The 25,943-nt window shown below is 42.5% G+C and carries 28 protein-coding genes and 1 other annotated feature; of the genes, 26 read left to right on the top strand and 2 right to left on the bottom strand.

What is annotated here, in order from left to right:
* Positions 1-210: 210 nt before the first annotated feature.
* The 14 genes from mreC to pheA all read left to right on the top strand — a co-directional run bounded on the left by mreC (position 211) and on the right by pheA (position 11,591).
* Complete coding sequence (gene mreC, locus DFO72_RS03355; protein WP_009333128.1) at positions 211-1,092, top strand: rod shape-determining protein MreC; 882 nt, start codon at positions 211-213, stop codon at positions 1,090-1,092.
* Positions 1,089-1,604, top strand: coding sequence for a rod shape-determining protein MreD (mreD, locus tag DFO72_RS03350; protein ID WP_113882704.1), 516 nt, complete (start codon positions 1,089-1,091; stop codon positions 1,602-1,604). The genes mreC and mreD overlap by 4 nt, the downstream gene beginning before the upstream one ends.
* Before the next feature lie 267 nt (positions 1,605-1,871).
* Positions 1,872-2,549, top strand: a complete 678-nt coding sequence (gene minC / locus DFO72_RS03345; RefSeq protein WP_113882705.1) for a septum site-determining protein MinC — start codon at positions 1,872-1,874, stop codon at positions 2,547-2,549.
* Between the two features lies 1 nt (position 2,550).
* Positions 2,551-3,354: a septum site-determining protein MinD gene (gene minD / locus DFO72_RS03340; RefSeq protein WP_113882706.1), complete on the top strand. Its 804-nt coding sequence runs from the start codon at positions 2,551-2,553 to the stop codon at positions 3,352-3,354.
* A gap of 135 nt (positions 3,355-3,489) precedes the next feature.
* Positions 3,490-4,266, top strand: coding sequence for a M23 family metallopeptidase (locus DFO72_RS03335; RefSeq protein ID WP_113882707.1), 777 nt, complete (start codon positions 3,490-3,492; stop codon positions 4,264-4,266).
* The gene (locus tag DFO72_RS03330) at positions 4,259-5,125 is read left to right on the top strand and encodes a M50 family metallopeptidase (RefSeq protein ID WP_113882708.1); all 867 of its coding nucleotides are present in this window, start codon (positions 4,259-4,261) and stop codon (positions 5,123-5,125) included. The genes DFO72_RS03335 and DFO72_RS03330 overlap by 8 nt, the downstream gene beginning before the upstream one ends.
* Positions 5,126-5,185: 60 nt before the next feature.
* Entirely contained in the window at positions 5,186-6,634 is a 1,449-nt protein-coding gene (locus DFO72_RS03325) for an Rne/Rng family ribonuclease (RefSeq protein ID WP_113882709.1), read from the top strand.
* Between the two features lie 196 nt (positions 6,635-6,830).
* Positions 6,831-6,910, top strand: a sequence feature (ribosomal protein L21 leader region).
* Positions 6,911-6,923: 13 nt separating this feature from the next.
* Positions 6,924-7,232: a 50S ribosomal protein L21 gene (rplU, locus tag DFO72_RS03320; RefSeq protein ID WP_035331309.1), complete on the top strand. Its 309-nt coding sequence runs from the start codon at positions 6,924-6,926 to the stop codon at positions 7,230-7,232.
* A 13-nt stretch (positions 7,233-7,245) separates the two neighbouring features.
* Complete coding sequence (locus DFO72_RS03315) at positions 7,246-7,584, top strand: ribosomal-processing cysteine protease Prp (protein WP_113882710.1); 339 nt, start codon at positions 7,246-7,248, stop codon at positions 7,582-7,584.
* Entirely contained in the window at positions 7,585-7,878 is a 294-nt protein-coding gene (rpmA, locus tag DFO72_RS03310; RefSeq protein ID WP_009333115.1) for a 50S ribosomal protein L27, read from the top strand. It abuts the gene before it with no gap.
* Positions 7,879-8,114: 236 nt separating this feature from the next.
* Positions 8,115-8,666: a sporulation initiation phosphotransferase B gene (locus tag DFO72_RS03305; protein ID WP_113882711.1), complete on the top strand. Its 552-nt coding sequence runs from the start codon at positions 8,115-8,117 to the stop codon at positions 8,664-8,666.
* 140 nt (positions 8,667-8,806) lie between these two features.
* Positions 8,807-10,099 (top strand): GTPase ObgE, encoded by a 1,293-nt coding sequence (gene obgE / locus DFO72_RS03300; RefSeq protein WP_113882712.1) that lies wholly within the window; start codon positions 8,807-8,809, stop codon positions 10,097-10,099.
* Between the two features lie 25 nt (positions 10,100-10,124).
* Positions 10,125-10,580, top strand: a complete 456-nt coding sequence (locus DFO72_RS03295; RefSeq protein WP_113882713.1) for an ACT domain-containing protein — start codon at positions 10,125-10,127, stop codon at positions 10,578-10,580.
* Positions 10,581-10,712: 132 nt separating this feature from the next.
* Complete coding sequence (pheA, locus tag DFO72_RS03290) at positions 10,713-11,591, top strand: prephenate dehydratase (RefSeq protein ID WP_113882714.1); 879 nt, start codon at positions 10,713-10,715, stop codon at positions 11,589-11,591.
* A 66-nt stretch (positions 11,592-11,657) separates the two neighbouring features.
* On the opposite strand, the gene DFO72_RS03285 is transcribed toward pheA, so the two are convergent.
* Both DFO72_RS03285 and DFO72_RS03280 read right to left on the bottom strand, forming a co-directional pair.
* Positions 11,658-12,200 carry a transcription repressor NadR gene (locus tag DFO72_RS03285; protein WP_113882715.1) on the bottom strand — a complete coding sequence of 181 codons (543 nt, stop codon included), beginning with the start codon at positions 12,198-12,200 and terminating at the stop codon, positions 11,658-11,660.
* 65 nt (positions 12,201-12,265) lie between these two features.
* Positions 12,266-13,408, bottom strand: coding sequence for an IscS subfamily cysteine desulfurase (locus tag DFO72_RS03280; RefSeq protein ID WP_113882716.1), 1,143 nt, complete (start codon positions 13,406-13,408; stop codon positions 12,266-12,268).
* 140 nt (positions 13,409-13,548) lie between these two features.
* On the opposite strand from DFO72_RS03280, the gene nadB reads away from it, so the two are divergent.
* The 12 genes from nadB to queA all read left to right on the top strand — a co-directional run bounded on the left by nadB (position 13,549) and on the right by queA (position 25,911).
* Complete coding sequence (nadB, locus tag DFO72_RS03275; RefSeq protein ID WP_113882717.1) at positions 13,549-15,132, top strand: L-aspartate oxidase; 1,584 nt, start codon at positions 13,549-13,551, stop codon at positions 15,130-15,132.
* Positions 15,101-15,937: a carboxylating nicotinate-nucleotide diphosphorylase gene (gene nadC, locus DFO72_RS03270; protein WP_113882718.1), complete on the top strand. Its 837-nt coding sequence runs from the start codon at positions 15,101-15,103 to the stop codon at positions 15,935-15,937. Before nadB ends, nadC begins: the two co-directional genes overlap by 32 nt.
* A gap of 190 nt (positions 15,938-16,127) precedes the next feature.
* A complete protein-coding gene (gene nadA / locus DFO72_RS03265; RefSeq protein ID WP_113882719.1) occupies positions 16,128-17,234 on the top strand; it encodes a quinolinate synthase NadA in 1,107 nt (368 codons plus the stop codon).
* Between the two features lie 363 nt (positions 17,235-17,597).
* Positions 17,598-19,481 (top strand): SafA/ExsA family spore coat assembly protein, encoded by a 1,884-nt coding sequence (gene safA, locus DFO72_RS03260; protein WP_113882720.1) that lies wholly within the window; start codon positions 17,598-17,600, stop codon positions 19,479-19,481.
* A complete protein-coding gene (locus DFO72_RS03255; RefSeq protein ID WP_309472963.1) occupies positions 19,435-20,457 on the top strand; it encodes a phosphotransferase in 1,023 nt (340 codons plus the stop codon). Before safA ends, DFO72_RS03255 begins: the two co-directional genes overlap by 47 nt.
* Before the next feature lie 111 nt (positions 20,458-20,568).
* Positions 20,569-21,312: a YhcN/YlaJ family sporulation lipoprotein gene (locus tag DFO72_RS03250; protein ID WP_113882721.1), complete on the top strand. Its 744-nt coding sequence runs from the start codon at positions 20,569-20,571 to the stop codon at positions 21,310-21,312.
* Between the two features lie 162 nt (positions 21,313-21,474).
* Positions 21,475-22,023, top strand: a complete 549-nt coding sequence (locus tag DFO72_RS03245) for an intercompartmental signaling factor BofC (RefSeq protein WP_113882722.1) — start codon at positions 21,475-21,477, stop codon at positions 22,021-22,023.
* Between the two features lie 239 nt (positions 22,024-22,262).
* On the top strand, positions 22,263-22,826 hold the full coding sequence (locus DFO72_RS03240; RefSeq protein WP_113882723.1) for a tyrosine-type recombinase/integrase: 564 nt from the start codon (positions 22,263-22,265) through the stop codon (positions 22,824-22,826).
* A 159-nt stretch (positions 22,827-22,985) separates the two neighbouring features.
* Positions 22,986-23,597, top strand: a complete 612-nt coding sequence (gene ruvA, locus DFO72_RS03235) for a Holliday junction branch migration protein RuvA (RefSeq protein WP_113882724.1) — start codon at positions 22,986-22,988, stop codon at positions 23,595-23,597.
* Positions 23,598-23,650: 53 nt separating this feature from the next.
* Positions 23,651-24,652, top strand: coding sequence for a Holliday junction branch migration DNA helicase RuvB (ruvB, locus tag DFO72_RS03230; protein ID WP_113882725.1), 1,002 nt, complete (start codon positions 23,651-23,653; stop codon positions 24,650-24,652).
* Positions 24,649-24,855, top strand: a complete 207-nt coding sequence (locus tag DFO72_RS03225; protein WP_009333097.1) for a DUF2905 domain-containing protein — start codon at positions 24,649-24,651, stop codon at positions 24,853-24,855. The genes ruvB and DFO72_RS03225 overlap by 4 nt, the downstream gene beginning before the upstream one ends.
* A gap of 27 nt (positions 24,856-24,882) precedes the next feature.
* The gene (gene queA, locus DFO72_RS03220) at positions 24,883-25,911 is read left to right on the top strand and encodes a tRNA preQ1(34) S-adenosylmethionine ribosyltransferase-isomerase QueA (protein ID WP_113882726.1); all 1,029 of its coding nucleotides are present in this window, start codon (positions 24,883-24,885) and stop codon (positions 25,909-25,911) included.
* Positions 25,912-25,943: the final 32 nt, after the last annotated feature.

Genomic DNA, 25,943 nt, shown 5'->3' with positions numbered 1-25,943 from the left:
CCTCCCCCTCGAGGTCACAAGCTAATCCTCCCAAAAAGGCAAAGATCGCCTTTCTGTGTGGCTGGCTCGTCTTATGCCTGTCAGGGGTGGGCAAGGCGCTTCCGCTTTTTCTTAGTAAAATGATAATTTTACAGATATATGTTATATTTTGTTGAGCAGTGCCTGAATGGCGCAATCTTTTCTGAAAAAATACTAATCGAGGTGTAACGGATGCCACAGTTCTTTTTGAACAAACGCCTGATTATTTTGCTTGTCAGCATTATTATTCTCGTGGCATTGATTGGATTTTCTTTAAAAGATAGAGAAAATTTGACCTGGCCTGAACAATTTTTAAAAGATACTACCGGGTTTATACAAAATGCTGTTTCCAGCCCTGTAAATTATGTGGCAGGATTCTTTGAAAATGTCGAAGACTTGCAAAATACATACAAAGAAAATAAAGAGCTAAAGACAAGGCTGGATGAGCTTGCACGCCTTGAGTCTGAGGTTCAGCGGCTGAAAAAGGATAATACAGAACTTCGTGAGATTCTGGATAAGAAAGACTCTTTAAGTGAATTTGAGCCAAAGCAGGCAACTGTTATAGGAAGAAATCCTGACAGATGGCATGAATTGCTTATCATTAATAAGGGGAAAAATGCTGGCATTGAACCGAACATGGCTGTTATTACATCTAAAGGCCTAATCGGCAAAGTGAAAAGCAGCAATACCTTTACTTCAACAGTTCAGCTTCTTAGTTCAATGGATCCTACAAATCGCATCTCTGCAGAGATACAGGCTGAGAAAAGTGAATATGGCCTAATCGAAGGCTATGATAAGGAAAAAGGTCTCCTTCTGCTTAAGAGGATTCCATATGATGCTAAGATTAAAAAAGATCAAAATGTAATTACATCAGGATTAGGTGGTGTATTCCCTAAAAGTTTACTAATTGGGAAGGTTGTAGATGTTGTTCCTGATGAATTTGGTCTCACTCAAACCGCCTATGTTAAGCCGGGGGCAGATTTCTACGATATTGGACATGTAATGGTTGTCAAAAGAGGTGCTTTACAGCCTGAGCTAATGGAAATGGTTGATGAGAAGGAGGAGGAACTGTGAGAAGATTCCTTCTTCCTCTCATACTCCTGGCCTTATTTATCGGTGAAAGCATATTTGTTCAAATAACTCCGCATGATTTGTTAGGCAGCGGAAAAATAGCAGTTCCCCGTTTCCTGCTGGCCGGCTTGCTTTTTTTGACCATTTTTGGCTCAAAGAAGTACGGAATTCTTTACGGTTTATTATTCGGCTTGCTTTTTGATATTGTGTATGTGGAAATTATCGGCATATACCTGTTTCTATTTCCAGTCATTGTTTTTATTACAACTAAACTAATGAAAATTCTTCAGACGAATATGGCTATGGCTTCCATTATTGTGCTTTTAGGCATCACCCTCCTTGAGGCAGGTGTCTACCAGATGAACTTATTAATTCATCATACTGATATGGTTTTTGCAGCTTTTCTATCTTCACGCCTCGTGCCAACTCTGATATTAAATGCCATTTTCATTATTTTAGCTGTTTATCCATTTAAAAGACTTTCTGAAAAATTTGCAGATAGCTTAAATGACTAATCGTTTAAAGTGATATAATTTCATAGTTCATTTAAAAAGAAACCGGATTAATCCGGTTTCTTTTAAATGAATAATTTTTAGTAAAAAAGGAATTTAGAAGGTTTCTGTCGAATTCTACCTTTATGGTCTAATTGGATAGGGATAATTGGCATAATTTGTTTTTAAAAGAATGGCCCTGCGGTTGAAAAATAGCAGTGAATGGACTGCTTTATAATAGAGTGCCGCCAGCACTTATGTGTTTCTTATCATTGAGGTGAACATCTTGAAATGAAAAAAAACCAAAACGTTACAATAAAAGGGACGAAAGATGGTCTGACATTGCATCTCGATGATTCCTGTTCATATGGAGAACTGAAGAAAGAACTTGATAGAAAGCTTTCAGAAAACTCCAGATCTGTTGAAGACCGGCTTCTTTCAGTGAGGGTACAAGTCGGCAACCGTTATCTCACAGAAGAGCAGCAGGAAGAATTGAAGGAGTTAATAAGGCAAAAGAAGAACCTGATCGTTGAGTCCATAAGCTCCAATGTCATTACCAAAGAAGAAGCTGAAAAACAGAAGGAAGAAAATGAAATTGTATCTGTTGCGAAGGTGATTCGATCCGGTCAGGTTCTCGAAGTAACGGGAGATCTGCTTCTTATCGGAGATGTAAATCCCGGGGGCACTGTCATGGCAGGAGGAAACATCTTTATAATGGGGGCGCTAAAAGGCATAGCCCATGCCGGATGCCATGGGAATAAGGAAGCCGTGATTGCTGCTTCGCTTATGAAACCATCCCAATTAAGGATCAGCAATTGTATTAATCGGGCTCCAGACAAAGATCAAGATGACGAAAAAAGAGAAATGGAATGTGCTTACATAGATGAAAATGATCAAATAACTGTAGATAGATTACAAGTATTAATGCATCTAAGACCTAATATAACTAGATTGCAAGGGGGAAGCTAGGATGGGAGAAGCGATTGTCATTACGTCCGGAAAAGGCGGAGTCGGAAAAACGACTACTTCCGCAAATGTAGGTACTGCTCTGGCCCTTCAGGGAAAAAGAGTGTGCCTGGTGGATACAGACATTGGCCTTCGAAATCTTGATGTGGTGATGGGACTGGAAAACCGCATTATTTATGATCTGGTCGATGTAGTCGAAGGCCGGTGCAAAATGCATCAGGCTGTGGTTAAAGACAAGCGGTTTGATGATTTGCTGTATTTGCTTCCTGCTGCTCAAACAAGTGATAAGACGGCTGTTACACCAGAGCAGATGAAAAAGCTGGTCGATGAATTAAAGCAGGATTATGACTACATTGTCATAGACTGCCCTGCCGGAATTGAGCAGGGGTACAAAAATGCTGTCGCTGGTGCAGATAAAGCAATTGTTGTTACCACTCCGGAAGTTTCAGCCGTACGTGATGCTGACCGGATTATCGGCTTGCTTGAAAAAGAGGAAAATGTAGAAGCTCCAAAACTGATAATAAATAGAATTAGAAGCCATATGATGAAAAATGGCGACATGCTCGATGTCGATGAAATTACCGCACATTTGTCGATTGATTTAATTGGAATTGTCGCAGATGATGATGAAGTGATCAAGGCATCCAATCATGGTGAGCCTATTGCATTAAACCCTAACAGCAAAGCTTCTGTTGCTTACCGTAATATCGCCCGCCGCATACTTGGTGAAGCTGTTCCGCTTCAGCCACTTGAAGAAGAGAATAAAGGTGTATTCTCAAAGCTGAAAAAATTTTTTGGTGTTAAATAATTTAAATTTATTGAACTAGCCGGGGAGCCTTCTCCGGTTTATTTTTTTATCTCAGACACCCACTTCAAGTCATACTCTATTTGGACAACTCATAAACTTGTACAAATAGAGCTATATAGAAATGGTGGGGATATTATGAATTCAAGAGCGGATGAAATACGCAAGAGAATCGAGCGGAGAAAAAAGGAGAAAGAAAGATTCTCAAAAAAGAGAGATTCAACTGTTCTTTGGACAGAAGATGAAGAGCGGTATGGGTTTAGTAAGCTGCCTTCATACGAGAGCAAACTCGAAGAGGGCAATCACCCCTTATTTCGAAAGGAACTATTTCTATTCAAATTGCTTGCTTCTGCCTGTATTTTTTTATTCGCAGCTATTCTTTTTAAAAACCAGGCTGCAACATTTGATCCTGCAAGAGATTTTGTAAAGGCAGCCATGGAGAAGGATTTTCAATTTGCCGCAGTTTCCGGCTGGTATGAAGAACAATTCGGAAAACCACTGGCTCTGCTCCCATTTTCAGATGGCAAAAAGGATGAGAAGAATCTTGATGAAAACAGTGAGTATGCATTGCCTGCTTCTGCAAAAATCCTGGAAGACTTTAATGATAATGGCCAGAGAATAACAATCGAAACAGGTAAAGAAGCATCCATTGAAGCAATGAGTGAAGGGCTTGTGCGGTTTGCTGGAAAGAAAGATGGTTTCGGAAATACGGTTATTATACAGCATGGTGATAAAAGTGAGTCCTGGTATGGCAATTTGGCTGAAATTAATGTGAATTTATATCAATACGTTGAAAAAGGAACCGGTATAGGCATTGCAGGTGACACTGGTGATGGAGAAAAAGGGTCTTTTTATTTTGCGATTAAAAAAGATGATGATTTTATAGATCCGATCCAGGTGATTCCATTTGAATAAAATAACAGGATTAATTAAATATATTCATATTCATCCTTTGTTATGGGCCATTATCGGACTATCTGTCGCGACTGCTCATTTTATGGAATTATGTATGCTGCTCCTGATTATCTTCGTTCATGAAATGGGCCATGCAGCTGCAGCATCCCTTTTTTCCTGGAGAATAAAAAAGATTGCCCTCTTGCCATTTGGCGGTGTAGCGGAAATGGATGAACACGGAAACCGGCCTCTGAAGGAGGAGATCGTAGTCATTATAGCAGGGCCGCTTCAGCATATTTGGATGATGGGGGCGGCGCTGTTATTTTATGAGCTCTCTTTTGTATCTGCAGATATTTTTCACTTATTTATTCAGTTCAATTTAATGATACTGATTTTTAATCTGCTCCCTGTCTGGCCATTGGATGGAGGAAAGCTTGTTTTTTTATGGCTTTCTCTTAATCAGGCATTTCCGGAAGCGCACAGAAAAACACTTTTCATTTCGGCTGCGGGTCTAATCAGTTTCATAATATTAACTTTGCTGACCTCTCCAGTAAACCTGAATATATGGGTAGTCCTCGCTTTTTTGGTGTTTTCGCTATATCATGAATGGAAGCAGAGCCGATTCATATTTATCCGTTTTCTCCTCGAAAGATACTATGGGAAGCACAGTGACTTCCGAACATTAAAACCAATCGTTGTAAGAGAGGAAGAACTGGTTATTGACGTTCTGGAAAGATTTCAGCGAGGATGCAAACACCCAATCATAGTTGAAAAAGACGGGAAAGAGAAGGGTGCTTTAGATGAAAATGAATTGCTGCATGCGTGCTTTGCAGAAAAAGTGCTGACTGCTAAAATTGGAGATTTGCTTTATGTTTACTGAAGAGCGTATTTTTATTAACATGAATATATAATGTTTTAAAGTGAGGAAATAGTTTTGGACATGTTAGTTGTAAATTATGCATCAAGAGAGCGCCGATTTGCGCATTTAAAAGATAAGAGGGTCGAGAAGCTATTTATCGATCAGCCGAAGCAGCGTTCATCAGTAGGGGACATTTACTTGGGCACCGTTGCAAAAGTAATGCCTGGATTGAATGCAGCTTTTGTAGAGATTGGGGAAGATCAAAGCGGATTTATTCACCGGGACAAACTGGCAGCCTATGTTTGTTCTGCCGAAGAATCGCAAGTAAAGGAAAAACGGAGCATCTCTTCTTTTGTCCATCAGGGAGAAAGAATACTTGTTCAAGTTGAAAAGGACGCTGCCGGAACTAAAGGACCGAGATTGTCAGGTGTGATTGAGTTTTCAGGAGATTCGCTGATATATATGCCAAATGGCCGTTATGTTGCTGTATCCAAGAAAATTGAGGATAGCGAAGCAAGAGAAAGCTGGCGCCAATTTGGCTATCGTGCTAAAGAAGAAAATGAAGGGCTGATTTTTAGAACATCCTGTGATAACAAGAAAGAAATTGAACTCATAGATGAACTTGAAAGGCTAAGGCTGGAGTACAGGGACCTTTTACTGGCAGCAGAAGCAAAGAAAAAACCGGGAAAAGTTTACGAAGCGGATTCTTTTATTGATGAAATTAAGGAAGAAGCGAAGAAAATGTCTGACGGAGAAATTGCAGTGGACGACTTAGCACTGAAGAGTGTGCTCCAGAAACACACCAGCCTGCCAATTCGGATGCACACTGGCAAGGAAAATATCTTCTCCGCTTTTAATGTTGAAGCAGAAATTGATAAAGCGCTGAAACGGATTGTATGGCTTGAAACTGGCGCATATCTTATTTTTGATGAGACCGAAGCTTTAACAGTCATCGATGTAAATACCGGAAAGTTCGCTGGTAAGCAGGACCGCAGGGATACAGTGTTAAAAACGAACGAGCAGGCGGCCGAAGAAGCTGCAAGACAGATCAGGCTCCGCGATATAGGCGGCATGATCCTAATCGATTTTATCGACATGAAAGAAGCATCTGACCGGAAGCATATTCTCTCCACCATGGAAAATGCGCTGAAAAAAGATGAAAGACGCACTAATCTCGTTGGATTCACCCCGCTTGGAATCCTCCAGATGACCCGAAAAAAAACAAAACCAGCCATTTCAGAATCACTTACCGAAAGGTGTCAAGTATGTGAAGGCACCGGAAGAGTGCTGAGTGCTGAAACCATTGCCTTCAGACTGGAAAGGGAATTGTGGGAACATCGCGGCAATGACCATGAAGCTGTCATAATCGAAACCACCCCAGACACAGCAGCGGTATTCTCAGGGGAAAATGATGCCCATAAAAAGAGAATCGAAGATAGCATTGGCTTAAAAATCGTGTTTTCCTATAAGGAAAATCGCAAGCCGTTTTATGAAATTAGTAAGTTTGGCAGTGCAAATGAGCTAGGTTAGATCAAAGCAGGCAGGGTTAACCACTCCGCCTGCTTTTTTAGTGCAGTATTTCCCACTTCCCTAATAACCCCATTAGCATTATAATTGTGTAGGCACGCAATAAAGTCACTTAGGTGCAAACAAAGAGAATCATATAATTCTTATTGACATGATTAATCATTATATGATAGGATTTTTATGTTATGTTTGTAGCGCACCCGTGCTACAACCGCACAGAACAGGTACATAAGCCCGCTTTTCGTGTCGGCGCCTGGGATGGCGAGTCTTAGTCTAAGAGGAGGTGCAGTTCATGTACGCGATTATCGAAACTGGCGGTAAGCAATTACGTGTAGAAGAGGGTCAAGCTATCTACATCGAAAAGCTTAACGCTGAAGCAGGCGAAACAGTTACTTTTGAAAAAGTTCTTTTCGTTGGCGGAGACAGCGTAAAAGTAGGAAGCCCTGTAGTTGAAGGTGCTACTGTTACAGCTAAAGTTGAAAAACAAGGCCGTCAAAAGAAAATCACTGTATTCAAGTACAAAGCAAAGAAAAACTATCGTAAGAAGCAAGGTCATCGTCAGCCTTACACTAAAGTTGTGATTGAAAAAATCAACGCTTAATCAGGCGATTCAGATGATTGAAGTTACGATTATTCGTAAAGATTCCGGAAATATTCATTCGTTTGAAATAAGCGGTCATGCATTCTTTGCAAACAGAGGCAAGGATATCGTCTGTGCAGGCGTATCTGCCGTTTCCATTGGTGCCATTAATGCTGTCCATGCCCTAACCGGCGTGACACCAGAAATCAGCCACGGAGATGGCTTTCTCCGATGTGTCCTTCCTGATCTACAGGATGACATGAATGAGAAAGTGCAGCTTCTTCTTGAAGGCATGGTTGTTTCATTGAAGACGATTGAAGAAGACTACGGAAAGTATATAAAGATTACCTTCAAAAAGCAGGAGGTGGAATAAATGCTATTAAAATTAGATCTTCAGTTGTTCGCTTCTAAAAAGGGAGTAGGTTCTACAAAGAACGGCCGTGACTCAATCTCTAAGCGTCTTGGCGCTAAGCGTGCAGACGGACAATTCGTAACTGGCGGCTCAATCCTATACCGTCAGCGCGGTACTAAGATCTACCCAGGTGTAAACGTGGGTAAAGGCGGCGATGACACACTATTCGCGAAAGTTGACGGTGTTGTTAAGTTCGAGCGTCTTGGACGTGACCGCAAGCAAGTGAGCGTATATCCTGCAGCTCAAGAGGCGTAAGCCTTTTCGAGAAAACCCTAGCCCACAAGGTTAGGGTTTTCTTTTTTTGGCAAAAATCCGTCAGTGCACTTCACATTTTATCTAATGAATTTATAGCTACAGAAGACAGCAGCTCTTCTTCGCATAAGCAATATTTTCTTATTTAACATAAATTTGCTTACTGTACTTATGTTTTTTGATATACTTACAGCAAGCACAGTCTTCTGACAGCCTAATAACCATACAGGAGTGCATATATGGAAAAAGACTGGAATATGATTGAAGTGCTGCGTCATGCCCGGCATGACTGGCTGAACAAAATACAATTAATTAAAGGCAACCTTTCCCTTAACAAGGTAGACAGGGCTAAGGAAATCATAGATGAAATCGTGGTGGAAGCACAGCAGGAAGCAAGACTTTCTAATTTAAACCTGCCTGGGTTTGCTTCGCTTTTATTGACTTATAATTGGGAGAACCACTACTTTCAGCTTGAATATGAGGTGCTCGATGATACCATTTCCGGCAGATTGGATGACTTTGTCCTTTCTGAGTGGACAGGCTCTTTTTTTGCCATTTTGGACTCATCAGTAAGGCCTTACCATGATAATCATTTATCTGTATCCATCAGGCATGAAAAAGAAGGGGCTCGTTTCTTTTTTGATTTTAGCGGAATACTAACAGATATCGATAAATTGGATCAGTTCTTCAAAAAGAAGAACGATGACATAACGGCTGCTGTTCAGGAGTTAGCTGAAGAGGAGCTTGCACTGGAGTTATTTATGCCATTCATTGCGAATGACAAAGAGTGATTTCCGCCGCAGAAAGCAATACTAAGTGTGAAACTCTGCAGGCTGGGGCATTTCTTAAATGTAAGAGTGGATCCAGTCAGTGCCGGTATTTGGCTGAATGCCAGACAATTGGGACATACTGCAGACGGGAGGAATAATATATGTTTGTCGATCAGGTCAAAGTTTATGTTAAAGGCGGGGACGGGGGCAACGGAATGGTTGCTTTCCGCCGTGAAAAATATGTGCCGAATGGAGGCCCAGCCGGCGGAGATGGCGGTAAGGGCGCCAATGTTGTTTTTGAAGTGAATGAGGGATTGCGCACGTTAATGGATTTCCGTTATCAGCGCCATTTTAAAGCTCCCCGCGGTGAGCATGGCATGTCTAAAAATCAGCATGGAAGAAATGCAAAAGACATGATTGTTAAAGTCCCGCCGGGAACAGTTGTATCAGATGCCGAGTCAGGGGAAGTAATCGCAGACTTGACGGAGCACGGACAAAGAGCTGTCATAGCCCGCGGGGGCCGCGGAGGCAGAGGGAATACCCGTTTTGCGACACCGGCAAATCCTGCTCCGGAATTGTCCGAACATGGCGAACCGGGCCAGGAAAGAGATGTTGTGCTGGAGCTTAAGCTTTTAGCTGATGTTGGTTTAGTCGGTTTTCCGAGCGTCGGTAAATCCACGCTCCTGTCGGTTGTATCATCAGCAAGACCGAAGATTGCGGAATACCACTTTACGACGATTGTTCCCAATCTGGGAATGGTTGAGACTGAAGACGCCCGCAGCTTTGTAATGGCAGACTTGCCTGGATTAATTGAAGGTGCCCATTCGGGAGTAGGCCTAGGTCATCAATTTTTACGGCATATCGAGAGAACAAGAGTTATTGTGCATGTTATCGATATGGCTGCTGTTGAGGGCAGGGATCCATTTGAAGACTATCTAACCATCAATAAAGAATTAAAAGAGTATAACCTTCGTTTAACTGAAAGGCCTCAAGTCATTGTGGCTAATAAAATGGACATGCCTGATGCAGATGAAAATCTTAAAAAATTCAAAGAACAGCTTGAAGAAGAGTATCCGATATTTCCAATATCCGCTTTAACAAGACAAGGGTTAAGGGATTTATTATTTGCTGTTGCAGATAAGCTTGAAGAAACACCTGAATTCCCGCTGGCACATGAAGAAGAAGAAGACACAGGTGTGCACCGAGTTCTTTATAAGCATGAGGCTGACCAGACGGAATTTGTCATTACGAGAGATCCTGCAGGAGTGTTCATCGTATCTGGCGATGCTATTGAGAAACTCTTTAAGATGACTGATTTCTCAAGAGATGAATCTGTCCGCAGGTTTGCAAGACAGCTGCGCGGAATGGGTGTAGATGATGCTCTTCGTGAAAAAGGAGCAAAAGACGGTGATACCGTTAAGCTGCTTGATTATGAATTCGAGTTTATTGACTAACCTTCTCGATTGACGGGGTGGAGAAATGAGAAAAGATAGATTCGATAAGAAATTTTATTTGGTTCGCGAAGATGTTTTGCCTGAAGCAATGAAGAAAACATTGGATGCGAAGGAAATGATCGAAAGGGGAAAAGCCGAATCGGTTTGGGATGCTGTCCAAAAAGTCGATTTGAGCAGAAGTGCTTTTTATAAATATAGAGACACTGTGTTTCCTTTCCATACTGTTGTCAAAGAACGGCTGATCACTTTATTCTTTCATTTGGAAGACAGATCGGGGACTTTATCACATTTATTGGGCGTTGTGGCTACATCGGGGTGCAATGTCCTAACAATACACCAGACCATTCCACTCCAGGGAAGGGCAAATGTCACGCTTTCCCTGAATGTAACTGAAATGGGCATCGAGATTGAGGAGCTCTTGGCAAGGCTTCGAAAATTGGAGTTTGTAGAAAAGGTAGAGGTGCTGGGGACGGGTGCGTGAGAAAATGCGCTCTGTGCCCTGCCCTTTTTTAATTTTTTATTTTGTAATTTACATACATATGTTAAAGTGGTAAAGTATAAAGAGAATTTTCAGTGATTTAAGATAAGTCTGACGAATAAGGAGGTAATTACCGTGAAGATAGGATTTTTGGGCCCGAAGGCCACCTTTACAGATATTGCTGCAAGGAGTTTATTTCCGAATGAGACAGCCGTTGCCTACCCAACGATACCTGCCTGTTTTGATGCATTAAATGAAAATGAAATAGAACTGGCGGTAGTTCCTCTTGAAAACGCATTGGAAGGATCAGTAAATATTACATTGGATTATTTAATCCATGAAGTGGATTTTCCAATAATCGGCGAACTGACAGCCCCGATTCGCCAGCATTTTATGGTCCATCCTGATCATGTTAAGGAATGGGATAAAACTGAAGCAGTCTATAGCCATTCCCATGCCATTGCACAATGCCATAAATTTCTGCATAAAGAGCTGAAAGGAATCCCTTGCGAAAGCACTACTTCAACTGCTGCAGCAGCTCAATATGTTAAAGAAAATCCAGACTTGCGTGCAGGCGCCATCGCTAATGAATTAGCGGCAGAAGTGTATGGACTGGCGATCGTTAAAGAGGATATCCATGATTTTGATTTTAACCATACAAAGTTCATAGTATTATCCAGTAAAGAGCTGTCAATTAATGAAGACCGCAAAGAGTTTTCCGGGAACAAGACGACTGTTATGGTGACGCTGCCGGCTGATAGGTCAGGGGCACTTCATCAAGTGCTTTCGGCATTTGCCTGGAGGAATCTCAATTTGACTAAGATTGAATCAAGGCCGATGAAAACAGGATTGGGAAATTACTTCTTTATCATTGACGTGGATATGAAGCAGGATGATGTCCTTATCCCTGGGGCAGTTGCCGAATTGGAGGCACTGGGCTGCAGCGTTAAGATTTTGGGAAGCTATCCATACTTTCAGCTTCGCAATAAAAATACAAAAGTTCTTCAGGATTAAGCAAAAGAAAAGGATCCGGCATAATATCCGGATCCTTTTCTTATTTGAAAATAATAAGGATTATCTCTATTCCTGGTCAATAAGAAATCCTGCTCCCTTTAATAATTTCTCAGCTTCATCGAGTTTCCGTTCTGAGGCTGCAGAAAGAGTATGAAGATGAATGCCATCTGTCAGTTCTGATAAGAAGGAAGCTTTTGTGGCTTTAATTTTATCCATGAATTGCTTGACTTCCTGACGGGTTGATACCATAACCGAGGCAGTTAAGTCACCATAAACAGGATGTTCAATTCTTACATCTTTTACTGTAACCCCATGATCGACAAGCAGATTCAATTCTTCTTCAGTCCTCGCGGGGTCATGATGGCAGGCAATAACCCGCTCAGCTGAAGATGCAGGGGAAGCCTGGTGAAGATACATATAACCTTGGCTCGTGGCAATGATTGGCTCTTTTCTTGCCTTTAGAAGGGTGATATCCCCAACAATTACTTGTCTGCTTACATTTGTTTTTGCTGCAAGGTCGCCTCCTGTAATGGGCTGTCCGCTTTCTTTAAGAAGCTGAAGCAGAAAGGTCCTTCGCTCCTCTCCGAGCACCTTTTTTTGTTCCTTCATTTTTCCTCACCCTTATAATCCGATAATGTCTCATTCTAACATAAGAAACGGCAAAATATAAAAGATTAGAGAGGTCCTAGTTCCCGGGCTATTTCTGCCAGCTTTTCCCCCAGTGACTTTGCGTCCTCAACATCAGTGTTCCACCCGAATGAAATCCGGAAAAATTCCTTGCCTTTTTTTTCTGTAACTCCCAGGGCCACCATCGTTTTAGAAACAGTTTTCATGCCTGTGCTGCATGCGCTTCCTGTAGATACGGCATATCCATGTCTGTTGCATTCAAGCATGATATATTGCCCTTCCACCCCTTTTAGCCGAAGTCCCAATGTAGAAGGAAGCTGGTAAGAGCCTGAAAAATCGTATAATACAAATTTCTCCTGTAAAGACTCAAGCTCCTTCAGCAGTGCTTCACGCAGAGTTTGGAAATGGCTGTTATGTCTGTTTAAATTGACATAAGCTTTCTGTGCAGCTACTGTCATTCCGGCAATTCCCGGAAGGTTCACGGTGCCTGGCCTGAAACCTTTTTCATGTGATACGCCTGGTAAGAAGGAGCTCCACCGCCTGCCGGGTTTGAGGTAAACCCCTCCCACCCCTTTTGGACCGTAAAATTTATGGGCAGAAAAGGACAGGCTATCAACAAAGCGGGCGACTTCTTTTAAATCTGATTTTCCAAAAGTATGGACACAATCACTATGCAAAAATATCTGTCTTTGCCTGCATAGCTGGCTGATCTCAAGGACAGGCTGCAATGTGCCGATTTCAGGATTGCCATGCTGTATGGCAATTAAGACGGTATCATCCCTGATGGACGAACTTAATTTTTTTAAGTCAATACGGCCATCCGCTCCAAAAGGGATTTCTGTAATTTCATACCCTTTATCAAGGCTTAATTTCTCTAGGACACTATGAATAGAGGAATGTTCAGCCATTCCCGCTATAATATGTTTTCCTGATTTTTCAGAGGCAGACAGCAAGGCTAATATAGCGAGTAAATTGCTTTCTGTACCTCCGCTGGTAAAGTAGATTCCTTCACTCTCAACTCCCAAAAGTATGGCTAATTCTCTCCGGCAGTTTTCAAGAAGCCCTTCTGCTGCGCTCCCGGTATCATGAAGGCTGCGGGAGTTGCCAAAGTATTCAGTTGAGGCTTTTATATAGGCATCTGCCGCTTCCGGATCTAGCGGACATGATGCTGCATAATCGAAATATTTCATGTTCTCACCTGCTCTCTCTTAAAAATAGCGCCTTCGAAATGCCAGAAGTTCCTCTTAAACTACGAAAACCTCTTGTCATAATTCTAAATCTGTGTAAATATAGGTGTCAAGACACCTGTAAAAACAGGAGGTAAAAAATAATGAATGCCGACGTTTTGATTATTGGAAGCGGGGTAGCCGCTTTGCAGTTGGCTAAGAAGCTGCGACAGGACTTGAATGTGATTATTCTCACAAAGTCAACTATAAAAAATGGAAACTCATATATGGCGCAGGGCGGCATTGCGGCTGCCCTTGGAGTAAATGATCACCCATCCAAGCACTACATGGATACACTCGAAGCAGGAAGGTTTCATAATGATTCTGATGCAGTGCTGTCCCTGACAAGTGAAGCACCCTCTTTGATAAAAGAGCTTAATCAAGAGGGATGCCTGTTTGATATAAATTCTGAAGGAACAATTGCATTAGGCATGGAAGGGGCTCATTCAGAAAACAGAATTGTTCATGGAGGCGGGGATTGCACTGGAAAAACAGTCATTGATTTTATGCTGTCAAAGAAAAATCTAAACGTTCGAATCATGGAAAATGTTCTTGTGTTTGAATTGCTGATAAATGAAACCGACGGCAGTTGTATAGGGGTAAAAGGAAAAGATTCCAATGGTGTAATTCATCGATTCTTTTCATCTCATGTTGTGCTTGCGACAGGGGGCTGCGGCCAGCTATATGAATATACATCCAATGCCGATACCGTAACAGGAGATGGGATTGCCATAGCGTACAGAGCAGGTGCGGAGATAGCGGATATGGAGTTCATCCAATTTCATCCCACACTTCTCTATAAAGACGGTAAAGCATTGGGGCTAATCTCGGAAGCTGTCAGGGGAGAGGGCGGCCGGCTCATTACAGAAGAAGGAAGACCAGTAATGGCAGGACTTCATCCACAGGGAGATTTAGCGCCCAGACATGTTGTGTCACAGGCAATTTTTCATTCTTTAGAGGATGGGAAAGCCGTATTCCTGGATATCTCCTCAATTGAGAACTTTAAATCCAGATTTCCTGCGATAACAAAAATCTGTGAACAAAACGGAGTAGATATTAGCATTGGGAAAATTCCGGTTTCACCCGGAAGCCACTTCTTAATGGGAGGAATTAAAACAGATTTATTGGGCCGCACCAGCATTCCTGGCCTGTATGCAATTGGTGAAGCTGCATGCACAGGCGTACATGGCGCTAACCGGCTTGCAAGCAATTCTCTGCTGGAAGGTTTATTTTTGGGCAAAAGGCTTGCGGAGTGGCTTAATGAGCAGCCGTCAAGTAAACCTGCTAAAGGACTGACATTTCCCGATACAGAATTCAGATGTCTAATCAAAGAAAGTTTGCCTTCAATTCAAGAAATTAAAATGAGAATGATGAAAAATGCAGGGATTATTAAAACAAAAGAAGGGCTTTTAGATCAGCTTGCCTGGCTTAAAGGCTGCAAAATTGAAGAATGGATTAAAGCAGAACTTGATGATCTTTCAATAGAGGAAGTAACACGGGCTTTCATGCTTATCGCAGCTTATCTGATAACAGATTCTGCATTAAAGAGAACAGAGAGCCGGGGTGGTCATTTCCGGCAGGATCATCCTTTGGAAAGCCCTGAATGGCTTGGCAAAAGGATTATTCAATCCCGAAAATCTGAAAAGGATGGTAAAAATGAACAAATTAAAGCTGCGATTGCAACTTGAACAGTTTTTTCTCGAGGATATCGGTGACCGCGACCTGACAAGCGGACTTATTTTTGGAGAGGATCAGACAGGAAAGGTTGTTTTTCTGGCAAAAGACAATGGCATTTTTTGCGGAGAAGAAATAATCAGGTCAGGATACAAGGTGCTGAATTCAGCGGCTGAAGTCAATTTAAACGTAAAGGATGGAGAATGGATAGAGAAAGGTCAAGTCCTTGCTGAAGCTACAGGGCCTGTATCCGATTTATTAAAAGGAGAAAGAGTGATCTTAAATCTGCTCCAAAGAATGAGCGGGATTGCAACAAAAACAAGTGAAGCTGTCCGGGTATTAAATAGTTCACATACGAAAATCTGCGATACAAGAAAAACTACACCTGGCCTTAGAATGCTTGAAAAATATGCAGTCAGATGCGGAGGGGGATTTAACCATCGATATGGCCTCTATGATGCAGTCATGATTAAAGACAACCATATTTCTTTTGCAGGCTCAATTTCGAAAGCTGTGGAAGAAGTGCGGTCAAAAATTGGGCATATCGTAAAAGTTGAAGTCGAAACGGAAACAAAAGAACAGGTCCTTGAAGCAGTTGAGGCAGGTGCAGATGTAATCATGTTTGACAACAGGAGCCCTGAAGAGATTAATGAGTGGATCAGCAGCGTGCCGAAGGGGATCCTGACAGAAGCATCCGGCGGAATCACGTTGGATAACCTGTCAGCTTACAGCAATACAGGGGTTGATTTTATTTCATTGGGTTTTCTTACTCATTCCGTGAAATCACTTGATATAAGTGTGAAGGTTACTGTTGAATAAGAAAAGCGGAAGCGCCTTGCCTGCCCCAGACACCCGAGGGGGTAGGCGCTCCTCCTAAAAGCTAACGCTTTTATTTCGTACGATAAATATGCTGTCGAAGCGTTCCATGTGGAGCTAGACAGTTATGGCGTTAAAAGATATAAAGTCCTAAAAAAAATATATGCATAATTGGCAAAGGGGTATGGAGGAAATGAATATTTTTCAGACAGCAGAAAAACAAACAAATATTCTTCCGGAAAAATATCGAATGATGACTGTAAAGGAACTGGAGGATCGAGCAAGAGAAATAAAAGATAAGCTTGGGAATAAGCTGTTCATTCCGGGTCATCATTATCAGAAGGATGAGGTCATCCAGTTTGCGGACGCTACTGGTGATTCACTAAAGCTTGCCCAGCTTTCACAGGAAAATGCAGAGGCAGAATATATTGTGTTTTGCGGAGTTCACTTTATGGCTGAAACGGCAGATATATTAACAGATTCTAGTCAAAAGGTGCTATTGCCTGATATGCGCGCAGGCTGCTCTATGGCCGATATGGCTGATATCAGCCAAACAGAAAGAGCCTGGACGAAGCTGCAGAATATGTTTGGCGATACAATGCTTCCTTTAACATACGTAAACTCTACTGCGGCCATCAAGGCTTTTGTAGGCCGCCATGGGGGAGCAACAGTTACTTCTTCGAATGCTGAAAAAATGGTGAGCTGGGCGTTTGAGCAGAAGCCGAGAATTGTATTTCTGCCTGACCAGCATCTTGGAAGAAACACGGCTTTTAACCTCGGAATTGGGCTTGAGGAAATGGCTGTATGGAACCCCGTTACGGATCAGCTGGAATATGAAGGGCCGCTTGAGGAAATTAAAGTAATTCTTTGGAAAGGCCATTGTTCAGTTCATGAAAACTTTACTGTTGAAAATGTCAAAGAAGTTCGGGAACAATATCCGGCAATGAAGATCATTGTCCATCCGGAATGCAGAAGGGAAGTTGTGGAACTTTCCGATATGGCCGGGTCGACCAATTATATAATAGATGCAATAGAACATTCAGAACCTGGGTCTTCATGGGCGATCGGTACAGAGATGAATTTGGTTAAAAGGATTATCACCCAGCATTCAGATAAAAAAATCATCTCACTTAACCCTCATATGTGTCCTTGCCTGACCATGAACCGAATCGATTTACCGCACCTTGTTTGGTGCCTTGAAGCAATTGAGCAGGGGGAAAGCCAAAATCTAATTCAGGTTGAAGAACAAACAGCAGCATTTGCTAAATTGGCATTAGATAGGATGCTCGAACGTCCATGAGCCTTTGCATAAGGTTAGCAGGTCATTAAATCAGCGGAAATTACACAGAAATACTCTGCGTAAATTAAGGCAATAAAAAAATTCTCCCCGCCGGGAGGATTTTTTTATTGCCTTGCTGCCCTTTGCTGTTAATAGGATTAGAAGAAACGATGAATCATAAATCCTGGGAAAAATGCATATCTTTTTGTGTAGATTGTTAGCAATTTGCCCATTTCTTCATACACTATATGGACTCATCGCGATTTAACGGGCACTAATCTGCACTTTTCAAATAAATGGATGAAATGCCCGTAAATGCCCGATTGGTTCTACTAACCATCATTGTGATGGAAGTATCACCTTACGCATAGGAGGGAATTCAGAGTGAAAATCCATATCGTACAGAAAGGGGATACTCTTTGGAAGATTGCCAAAAAGTACGGCGTGAATTTTGAAGAGCTGAAAAAGATGAATACACAGCTCAGCAACCCTGATATGATTATGCCCGGTATGAAAATAAAAGTTCCTGCAAGCGGGGGCTCAATAAAAAAAGAGGCTCCTATTGGAGGAAAACCGGAAGCAAAAATAAATATGGGTGCCAAAAAGGAAATGCCAAAAGCAGAACAACCTTTTGCCAAAGAGAAACCTATTACCATGCCATCAGCTGAAGCACCTAAGGAAAAGCCGGTAAAAGAAGCACCGAAAAAGGAAATGCCAAAAGTAACGGCGCCAAAGGTTGAAATTCCGAAAGAAGTGCCAAAACCTGCACCAAAAGAAGTTCCCAAAAAACCTTATACGCCTAAAATGCCAAAGCCTATTATGCCTGAAATTGATATAAATAATTATTATATGATGAATATTCAGCAGCCGGCTCCGCAGCAAAAGCCGCTTCCAGCAAAAGAGGTTAAACCACAGCAGCAGAAACCGCTTCCAGCAAAAGAGGTTAAACCGCAGCAGCAGAAACCGCTTCCGGCTAAAGAGGTTAAAGTGAAGGAAAAACCAGTGAAGCCTGCAGAAACAAAACCACAGCAAAAACCACTGCCTATATCAGAATACAAGCCACAGCCCCAGCTCCCGCCTAAACCAGTCAATATCCTTCCGCAGGTAAAGACGGCTTCAAATCAAGAAAGTCCTGAATCGCCGGAAAGCGAATCTTCTTTATATACACATCAAGGAGGTCAATATCAGCCAATGTTTCCTTTTAACCCATGTTATCCGCAAATGCCTTATCCTCAAGTACAGGGAGCAATGATGCCGCAGATGCCGCACCAGATGCCACATCAAGTGCAGGGAGCGATGATGCCGCAGATGCCGCACCAGATGCCACATCAAGTGCAGGGAGCGATGATGCCGCAGATGCCGCATCAGATGCCACACCAGGTGCAGGGAGCGATGATGCCGCAGATGCCGCATCAGATGCCACACCAGGTGCAGGGAGCGATGATGCCGCAGATGCCACACCAGATGCCGCAGCATCAAATGCCTCATATGGGTATGATGGCTGGAGTTGAAAGTCCGGATTATGATGAATCTTCACCGTTCATGCCAATGGCTCAAACGCCGTCGGGTGTGATGGGGGCTGAAGATATGGGAATGCAAATGTCACATCAGATGCCACATCAGGTGCAAGGGGCGATGATGCCGCAGATGTCGCATCAGATGCCACACCAGGTGCAGGGAGCAATGATGCCACAGATGCCGCATCAGATGCCACACCAGGTGCAGGGAGCAATGATGCCGCAGATGCCGCATCAAATGCCATCGGGTGTGATGGGGGCAGAAGACATGGGAATGCAAATGCCGCATCAAATGCCATCGGGTGTGATGGGGGCAGAAGATATGGGAATGCAAATGCCGCATCAGATGCCGCAGGTGCAAGGAGCAATGATGCCGCAGATGCCGCATCAAATGCCATCGGGTGTAATGGGTGCAGAAGATATGGGAATGCAGATGCCGCATCAAATGCCACACATGCCGCAGGTGCAGGGAATGGAAGAATCTCCGGGTATGTCTCAAAAGCCATTAATGCCTGGTTCAGTGATGGGTGCTTCCAATGATTGCGGATGTGGAGGACCGCAATTTGCTCCGGGAGGCTACGGTCCGGGGCCAGGATTCGGTCCAGGGCCAGGATTCGGTCCAGGGCAGGGATATGGTCCGGGATTTGGCTATGGTCCTGGACCAGGATTCGGTCCAGGTTTTGGCCAAATGGGCGGAGAGGCGTTTGGAATGCCAAGAAGCATTGACGAAAGCAGTGAATACGACGGTTAATAATGGAGGAGACGATTTAGTTCAAAATCGTCTCCTCTCCTATTTGCGAGATCAGCTGCCTTTTAAAATTGAAGAGTTAAAGCCGATCAGAAAGAAGGTTTATTTACTGAGGACGCAAGAGCGGGCCTTTATATTGAAAGGATTTTCATCCTATCACCGGCTAAAGCTTCAGGAGGCATTTACTTCATCATTAATGAATGAAGGATTTGCAAAAACATATATTTTTTATGAGATTGCCAAAGAACCGCCTTTGTTTTTTGACCGGACATATTTTGGGTGTCTGGAGTACATCCCGCCTTCGGAAGAAGTGTTCACCTATTTTTTGAAGAGGGATCGTTTGGAAGGGCTGAATTTGCTGAAGAGTTTCCACGATACTACAGAGAAGCTTGTAAGCCGTTACCAAACGGTTGTGCCGGCATATCGGCAGGCAGACAAGTGGAGAGAGAGAGCGACCCTTTTCCTTAATAATCTCCCTGTAATAAGATATTTTGTCCAAAAAGAAATTATTAATGAATTATTAGCCTGGGCAGATTGGGCCTTAAAAGGCATTGAAGAGGAAGCCTGGCTTTTTCAATCCGGGAGGAAGGTTATTCTGCACGGTGATGTAGCCCATCATAATTTTCTCAGAGCAAAAGATCAATCTTTATATTTGCTTGATTTTGACCTGATAACAATAGGTACCCCTCATTCCGATTACCTGCAGTATGCAAACCGCATCCTCCCTTTTATGAAATGGTCATTTGACGATTTGGGGAAATATTCAATATTTAAATCCAATCTTGAAGAAAAGGGCTTTCTTCATGCATTGGCATTTCCAACTGATATATTTAGGGAATGGAATCGTGTAATAAGGGATAGAACATATCTTGATTCTGTAAAGATTCGTCCTGTTTTGGATTTAACTGTAGGTCAGTTTGCTGAGAGACAGCGTTTTATTAAGGCTCTTAAATATGCCGTCAATGAGAAAAACAAATAATGTACAAAAAAATTGGACGTAAATGGACAGAATGAAAGCCTCCTTTCGCTCACAAGCTAAGAAAGAGCAGAAATGCTCATGGCTTGTAATATTAGCGAGGGGGTTTTTCGCTTGCACAAGAAATTAATTGCAGTTCCGATTGCTGCCATCATGACGATGGGATTGGCAGGATGCGGAACAAATGAAGATGCATCTGTTGATCGAAAGAATGAAATTGGTCAGCCCATGGGGTATTATTCAAATGAAAATCACGGAAACCGCGGTGGGAATGTCCGGGTAGAAGATGGTACAGATAATGATGGGCCTCTGACAGAAATGATGGATCATACTCTGGGCGGAGAGGGAAAAAATAACGGCTACAACCGGGTGGACAATAATGCAAGAAGAGTAAGAAATGAGAATACTGAAAACCCTACTGTTCCTCTTGCTGACAGGGATCGCAGCTTTTTACGGAGAGATAATCGATTTAGCCATAGCGATGCGAATTATCATGGACATCTCGATGACAATACACGACAAGCCAAAAACTCTTATTATCAAGCTTATGAAGGTGAGCTTGCTGAAAAAATTGGCGACGTTGCAGCTTCTGTTCCGAACGTTGAAGATGTCAGATCTGTTACTTATGGAAGCGATGTTTTGATTGCTGTAGACTTGAATGATTATGATAAGGAAGAACAGACGAAAGAAGCGATTCATGAAGCGGTTCAGCCATATTTACGCGGGAGATCTGCCACGGTGGTAACAGACGAAGGAACGTTTAGCCGTTTAAGAAACATTGATAACAATCTGCGTGATGGCGGTCCGCGAGAGCAAATTGATTGGGATTTAAAAAGTTTATTCCGCAGGGAAAAATAATGATTTAGGAAAGAGGGCAAAGCTGCTGGGCTCTGCCCCTTTTTACATAATTAAATTTTTTCAGGATAAACATGAAAATGTTGGTCACACTAATCATAAAGATTAGCGAAAACAGCTCAGGCGGATGCTGCATAAGTTACTATTTAATCGAGGTGATCGATCATGAGAACCATATGGAGCTTGCTATTAATAGGAGCTGCTTCCTTTTACCCCTTCTTCCAGAAAGATGCATTCAACTTTTTATCTGAGGGTACTTCTGTATATGCTGAGGCAGCAGAAAAACACATTGAAGGGCCGCTTAAGATGGATGTCATTTTGGAAAGAGAATATCTGGATGGGGAAGTGAGCCAGGAAACGATAGAGGAAACCATATGGACCCTTGAAGATTTCTGGGCTAAATATGATCAATGGCAGCTTGTTGATATGGATATAGATTATATGGTGTTCCGCCGGAAAATGGATGATATATCGCCATTATTAAAAGCAAATGGGTACTTCGGTGTAACCGAGGACGGCACCTTAACCATTTTCAATGGAAGGCCGCAAGAAACAAATATCATTCAGTCTTTCTTTCAAATCGATTTAGGGAGATTAGAAAGCACAAAATGTGAAGAATTAAAAAAAGGAATTCCCATTGTAACAAAAGATCGATATGTAGAAGTTCTGGAGACCTTTAAAAGCTATACTGCCGGTGAAAAGCAAGCGAATTGAAAATGCAGTAAAACATGCAAGGGAATGGGATTCTCTTGCATGTTTCCGTTTTTTTAAACAATAAGAAAGTAATTATTTTTGAACGTTGATAACTGTCTAGCTCCAGCGTCTTCCTGCTCGAGGTGTCGGAGGTAAGCAAGGCGCTTCCGCTTTTCTTATGAACTGCACCAATCATTTGTAATGTTACTTATTTTTTGATAGCTTATACTTATGTAACATTAGTTGCAGGAGGGAATCTTGTGGAATATGTTGATCCTATCAAGGACATCAAAAGCATAAATAAAATTAAAGAGATTTTAAGACATCAGTCACAGCGGGATCTTTTGCTTTTTGTATTGGGCATAAATACCGGTATAAGGGTGAGTGATTTGCTATCTCTGAAAATTAGTGATGTTTGGGATGGGAAGGAGATAAAAGAGTTTATTTATTTAAATGATCTCAATAGCGACGAAAATAAAGCATTTTACTTAAATAACAGCGTGAAAAAAGAACTGAAAAAATATTTTACCCAGCATGATTGCTCTGAATGTGATTACCTTTTCAAATCTAAAAAGAATAACCAGCCAATTACCCGCCAGCAAGCCTATCGGATCATAAATAATGCTGCAAAGGAAGCTGGAATTCCAGGGAAGATCGGCACACATACACTTCGAAAAACATTTGGCTATCATGCATATAGAAAAGGGATTGCCATTTCAATCATTATGTCCATTTATAATCACCATTCTTCCGCTGAAACTTTGCGTTATCTCGGTATTGAAAGAGGCGGGAAGCAATTGATAAAAGTGGATGTTAATTTATAGAATGAGTTTAAGGCATTGGCTGATATAAGCGTCCTGCTTACCAAAGGATTTTCGTCCACAAACAATGTATCTGCCCCAGCCTGTTCAGCATTTTATTCTTCGTGCCTAAAATATAATATGGTACAATGAGGTACAGTTAAATCAGAGGAGAGAAAGGCATTGTATGAATTCGTAAGAGGCAAGCTGGATTTTATCGGACCGGAATATGTGGTTATTGAAAACAATGGTATTGGCTATCAGATTTTAACGCCCAATCCATTTAGCTATACCCCGGAGTTCGGGCAGGAGGTCAGGATATACACGTATCATTATGTACGGGAAGATATTATGGCATTGTACGGTTTTCAGACTCGGGAGGAGAAGACCCTGTTTACCAAGCTGCTGAATGTTACCGGAATTGGGCCGAAGGGAGCTCTTGCAATTCTTGCTTCAGGTGAACCGGAACAGGTGGTGCAGGCGATTGAAAATGAAGATGAAGCATTCCTCGTTAAGTTTCCTGGAGTCGGAAAGAAAACAGCGAGGCAGATGATTCTTGATCTGAAAGGGAAGCTGCCGGATATTGTACCTGACTTTTTCCCTAATCTGTTTTCAGGGGATAAACTTCAGGCTGAAAGCGGGCCTTCAGGAGACCTGGAAGAAGCTTTGCTTGCATTAAAAGCGCTGGGCTATTCAGATAAGGAACTGAAAAAGATTACACCGGAACTGAAGAAGGAAAAGCTTACAACGGACCAATACATAAAGAAGGCCCTGCAAAAGCTTTTAAAACTGTAATGTATTGTAACCGGTCCGATTCATTTAAGCTGATATTAAGTAGGTGATTATGTATGGAAGAGCGGATAATATCCGGTGAAGCTGATCTTCAGGATCTTTCATTTGAACAGAGTCTGCGCCCGCAGACACTAAAGCAGTATATTGGACAGGATAAAGTAAAGGAGAACCTCGAGATCTTTATCAAAGCTGCCAGAATACGCGAGGAGACCTTAGATCATGTCCTTCTATATGGACCGCCTGGATTGGGGAAAACCACACTGGCTGCCATTATAGCCAATGAAATGGGAGTAAATATCAGAACTACTGCAGGACCTGCCATAGAACGGCCTGGTGATTTGGCTGCGATCCTGACTGCATTGGAACCTGGTGACGTCCTGTTTATTGATGAAATTCATCGCTTGCCGCGTTCTATCGAAGAAGTTCTATATCCGGCAATGGAGGACTTCTGTCTGGATATTGTCATCGGAAAAGGGCCAAGTGCCAGATCAGTCAGACTGGACTTACCGCCCTTTACACTAGTTGGCGCGACCACAAGGGCTGGGTCGTTATCGGCCCCGTTAAGGGATCGTTTTGGAGTGCTTAGCAGGCTTGAATACTATTCAGAAGAGCAGCTGACTGATATTGTTGTCCGTACAGCTGAGGTTCTTGACACTGGTATAGATCCAAAAGCCGCCATTGAGGTGGCCAGAAGGTCAAGGGGCACGCCTAGAATTGCAAACAGGCTCCTCCGGAGAGTCCGGGATTTTGCTCAGGTCAAAGCAGATGGCCAGATTGGTGAAACGCTGGCCAAGGAAGCTTTGGAGCTTTTGCAGGTTGACCGTTTAGGCCTTGACCATATTGACCATAAATTATTAAGAGGGATTATAGAAAAATTCCGCGGCGGACCTGTTGGCCTTGAAACAATTGCGGCGACCATTGGGGAAGAAGCACACACGATTGAAGATGTTTATGAACCATATTTATTGCAGATTGGGTTTCTTCAGCGGACGCCAAGAGGAAGAATTGTAACTGGCCTGGTGTACCGCCATTTTCAGATGGAGGTGCCTGCTGATTGAGCGGCATATCAAAGTGGCTGATGGTCATTGGTGCCATCATTTTTGCGATCGGATTTATAAGCCAGTTTATTAATATTGGCAAGCTGCCGGGGGATATAGTGATCAAGAAAGGCAATACGACATTTTATTTTCCAGTCGTTACATCGATTTTGATCAGTGTTATTCTTTCTGCCATCTTTTATTTTATTGGAAGGCTTCGGTAGTCTATATGAATAACAGAGGGTGACATCATGAAAGTAGATTGGTTTGATTTTCATTTGCCTGAGGAATTAATTGCACAAACGCCTTTAGCTGATCGGACAAGCAGCAGGCTAATGATCCTTGATAAAAAAACCGGAAATCTTCAGCATAGTGTATTTAAAGATATTAAAAATTATCTCAAATCTGGAGATTGTCTTGTGCTGAACGACACAAAGGTCCTTCCTGCCAGGCTGTTTGGAGAGAAAACAGGCACGGGTGCGAAAATAGAGGTGCTTCTTCTTAAACAGCTTGAAGGGGATTCCTGGGAAACGCTGGTCAAGCCAGCCAAGAGAGTGAAAGAAGGAACTGAGATAACGTTTGGGAACGGCAATTTGACTGCTGTTTGTACTGGAACTTCAGATCATGGGGGCAGGGTACTGGAGTTTAAGTATGACGGGATTTTCTATGAGGTGCTGGAGCAATTGGGAGAAATGCCATTGCCTCCTTATATTAAGGAGCAGCTTGATGATCGTGACCGTTATCAGACTGTGTTTGCCCGTGAACGCGGTTCTGCTGCAGCCCCTACAGCAGGCCTTCATTTTACAGAGGAGCTCCTTGAAGAGATTAAGGAAATGGGTGTGCATATTGCTTTTATTACTCTGCATGTTGGTCTGGGAACTTTCAGGCCTGTTAATGTGGAGGATTTGAATGAGCATGAAATGCACTCTGAATTTTACCAGGTAACAGAAGGGACTGCACGGCTGTTGAATGAAGTCCGTGAGCATGGAGGAAGAATTATCAGTGTGGGGACTACATCCACGAGGACTTTAGAAACCATTGCTTCCTTGCACAATGGCCGTTTTGAAGAATCAAGCGGCTGGACAGATATTTTCATTTATCCTGGCTATGAATTTAAAGCAATTGATGGCATGATTACGAATTTTCATCTGCCTAAATCGACATTAATTATGCTTGTAAGTGCACTAGCAGGCCGTGAGAACGTACTGAATGCCTATAATCAGGCCGTGGAGGAGCGTTATCGGTTCTTCAGCTTTGGAGATGCTATGCTCATTTTGTAGCATTATTTTCGCCTTGCCAGGCAGTAATAATT

The organism is Cytobacillus oceanisediminis (assembly GCF_004366035.1).
Taxonomy (GTDB): domain Bacteria; phylum Bacillota; class Bacilli; order Bacillales; family Cytobacillaceae; genus Cytobacillus; species Cytobacillus oceanisediminis_C.
Note: the sequence above shows the minus strand (reverse complement) of the source record. Positions and strands in the feature narration are given on the sequence as shown.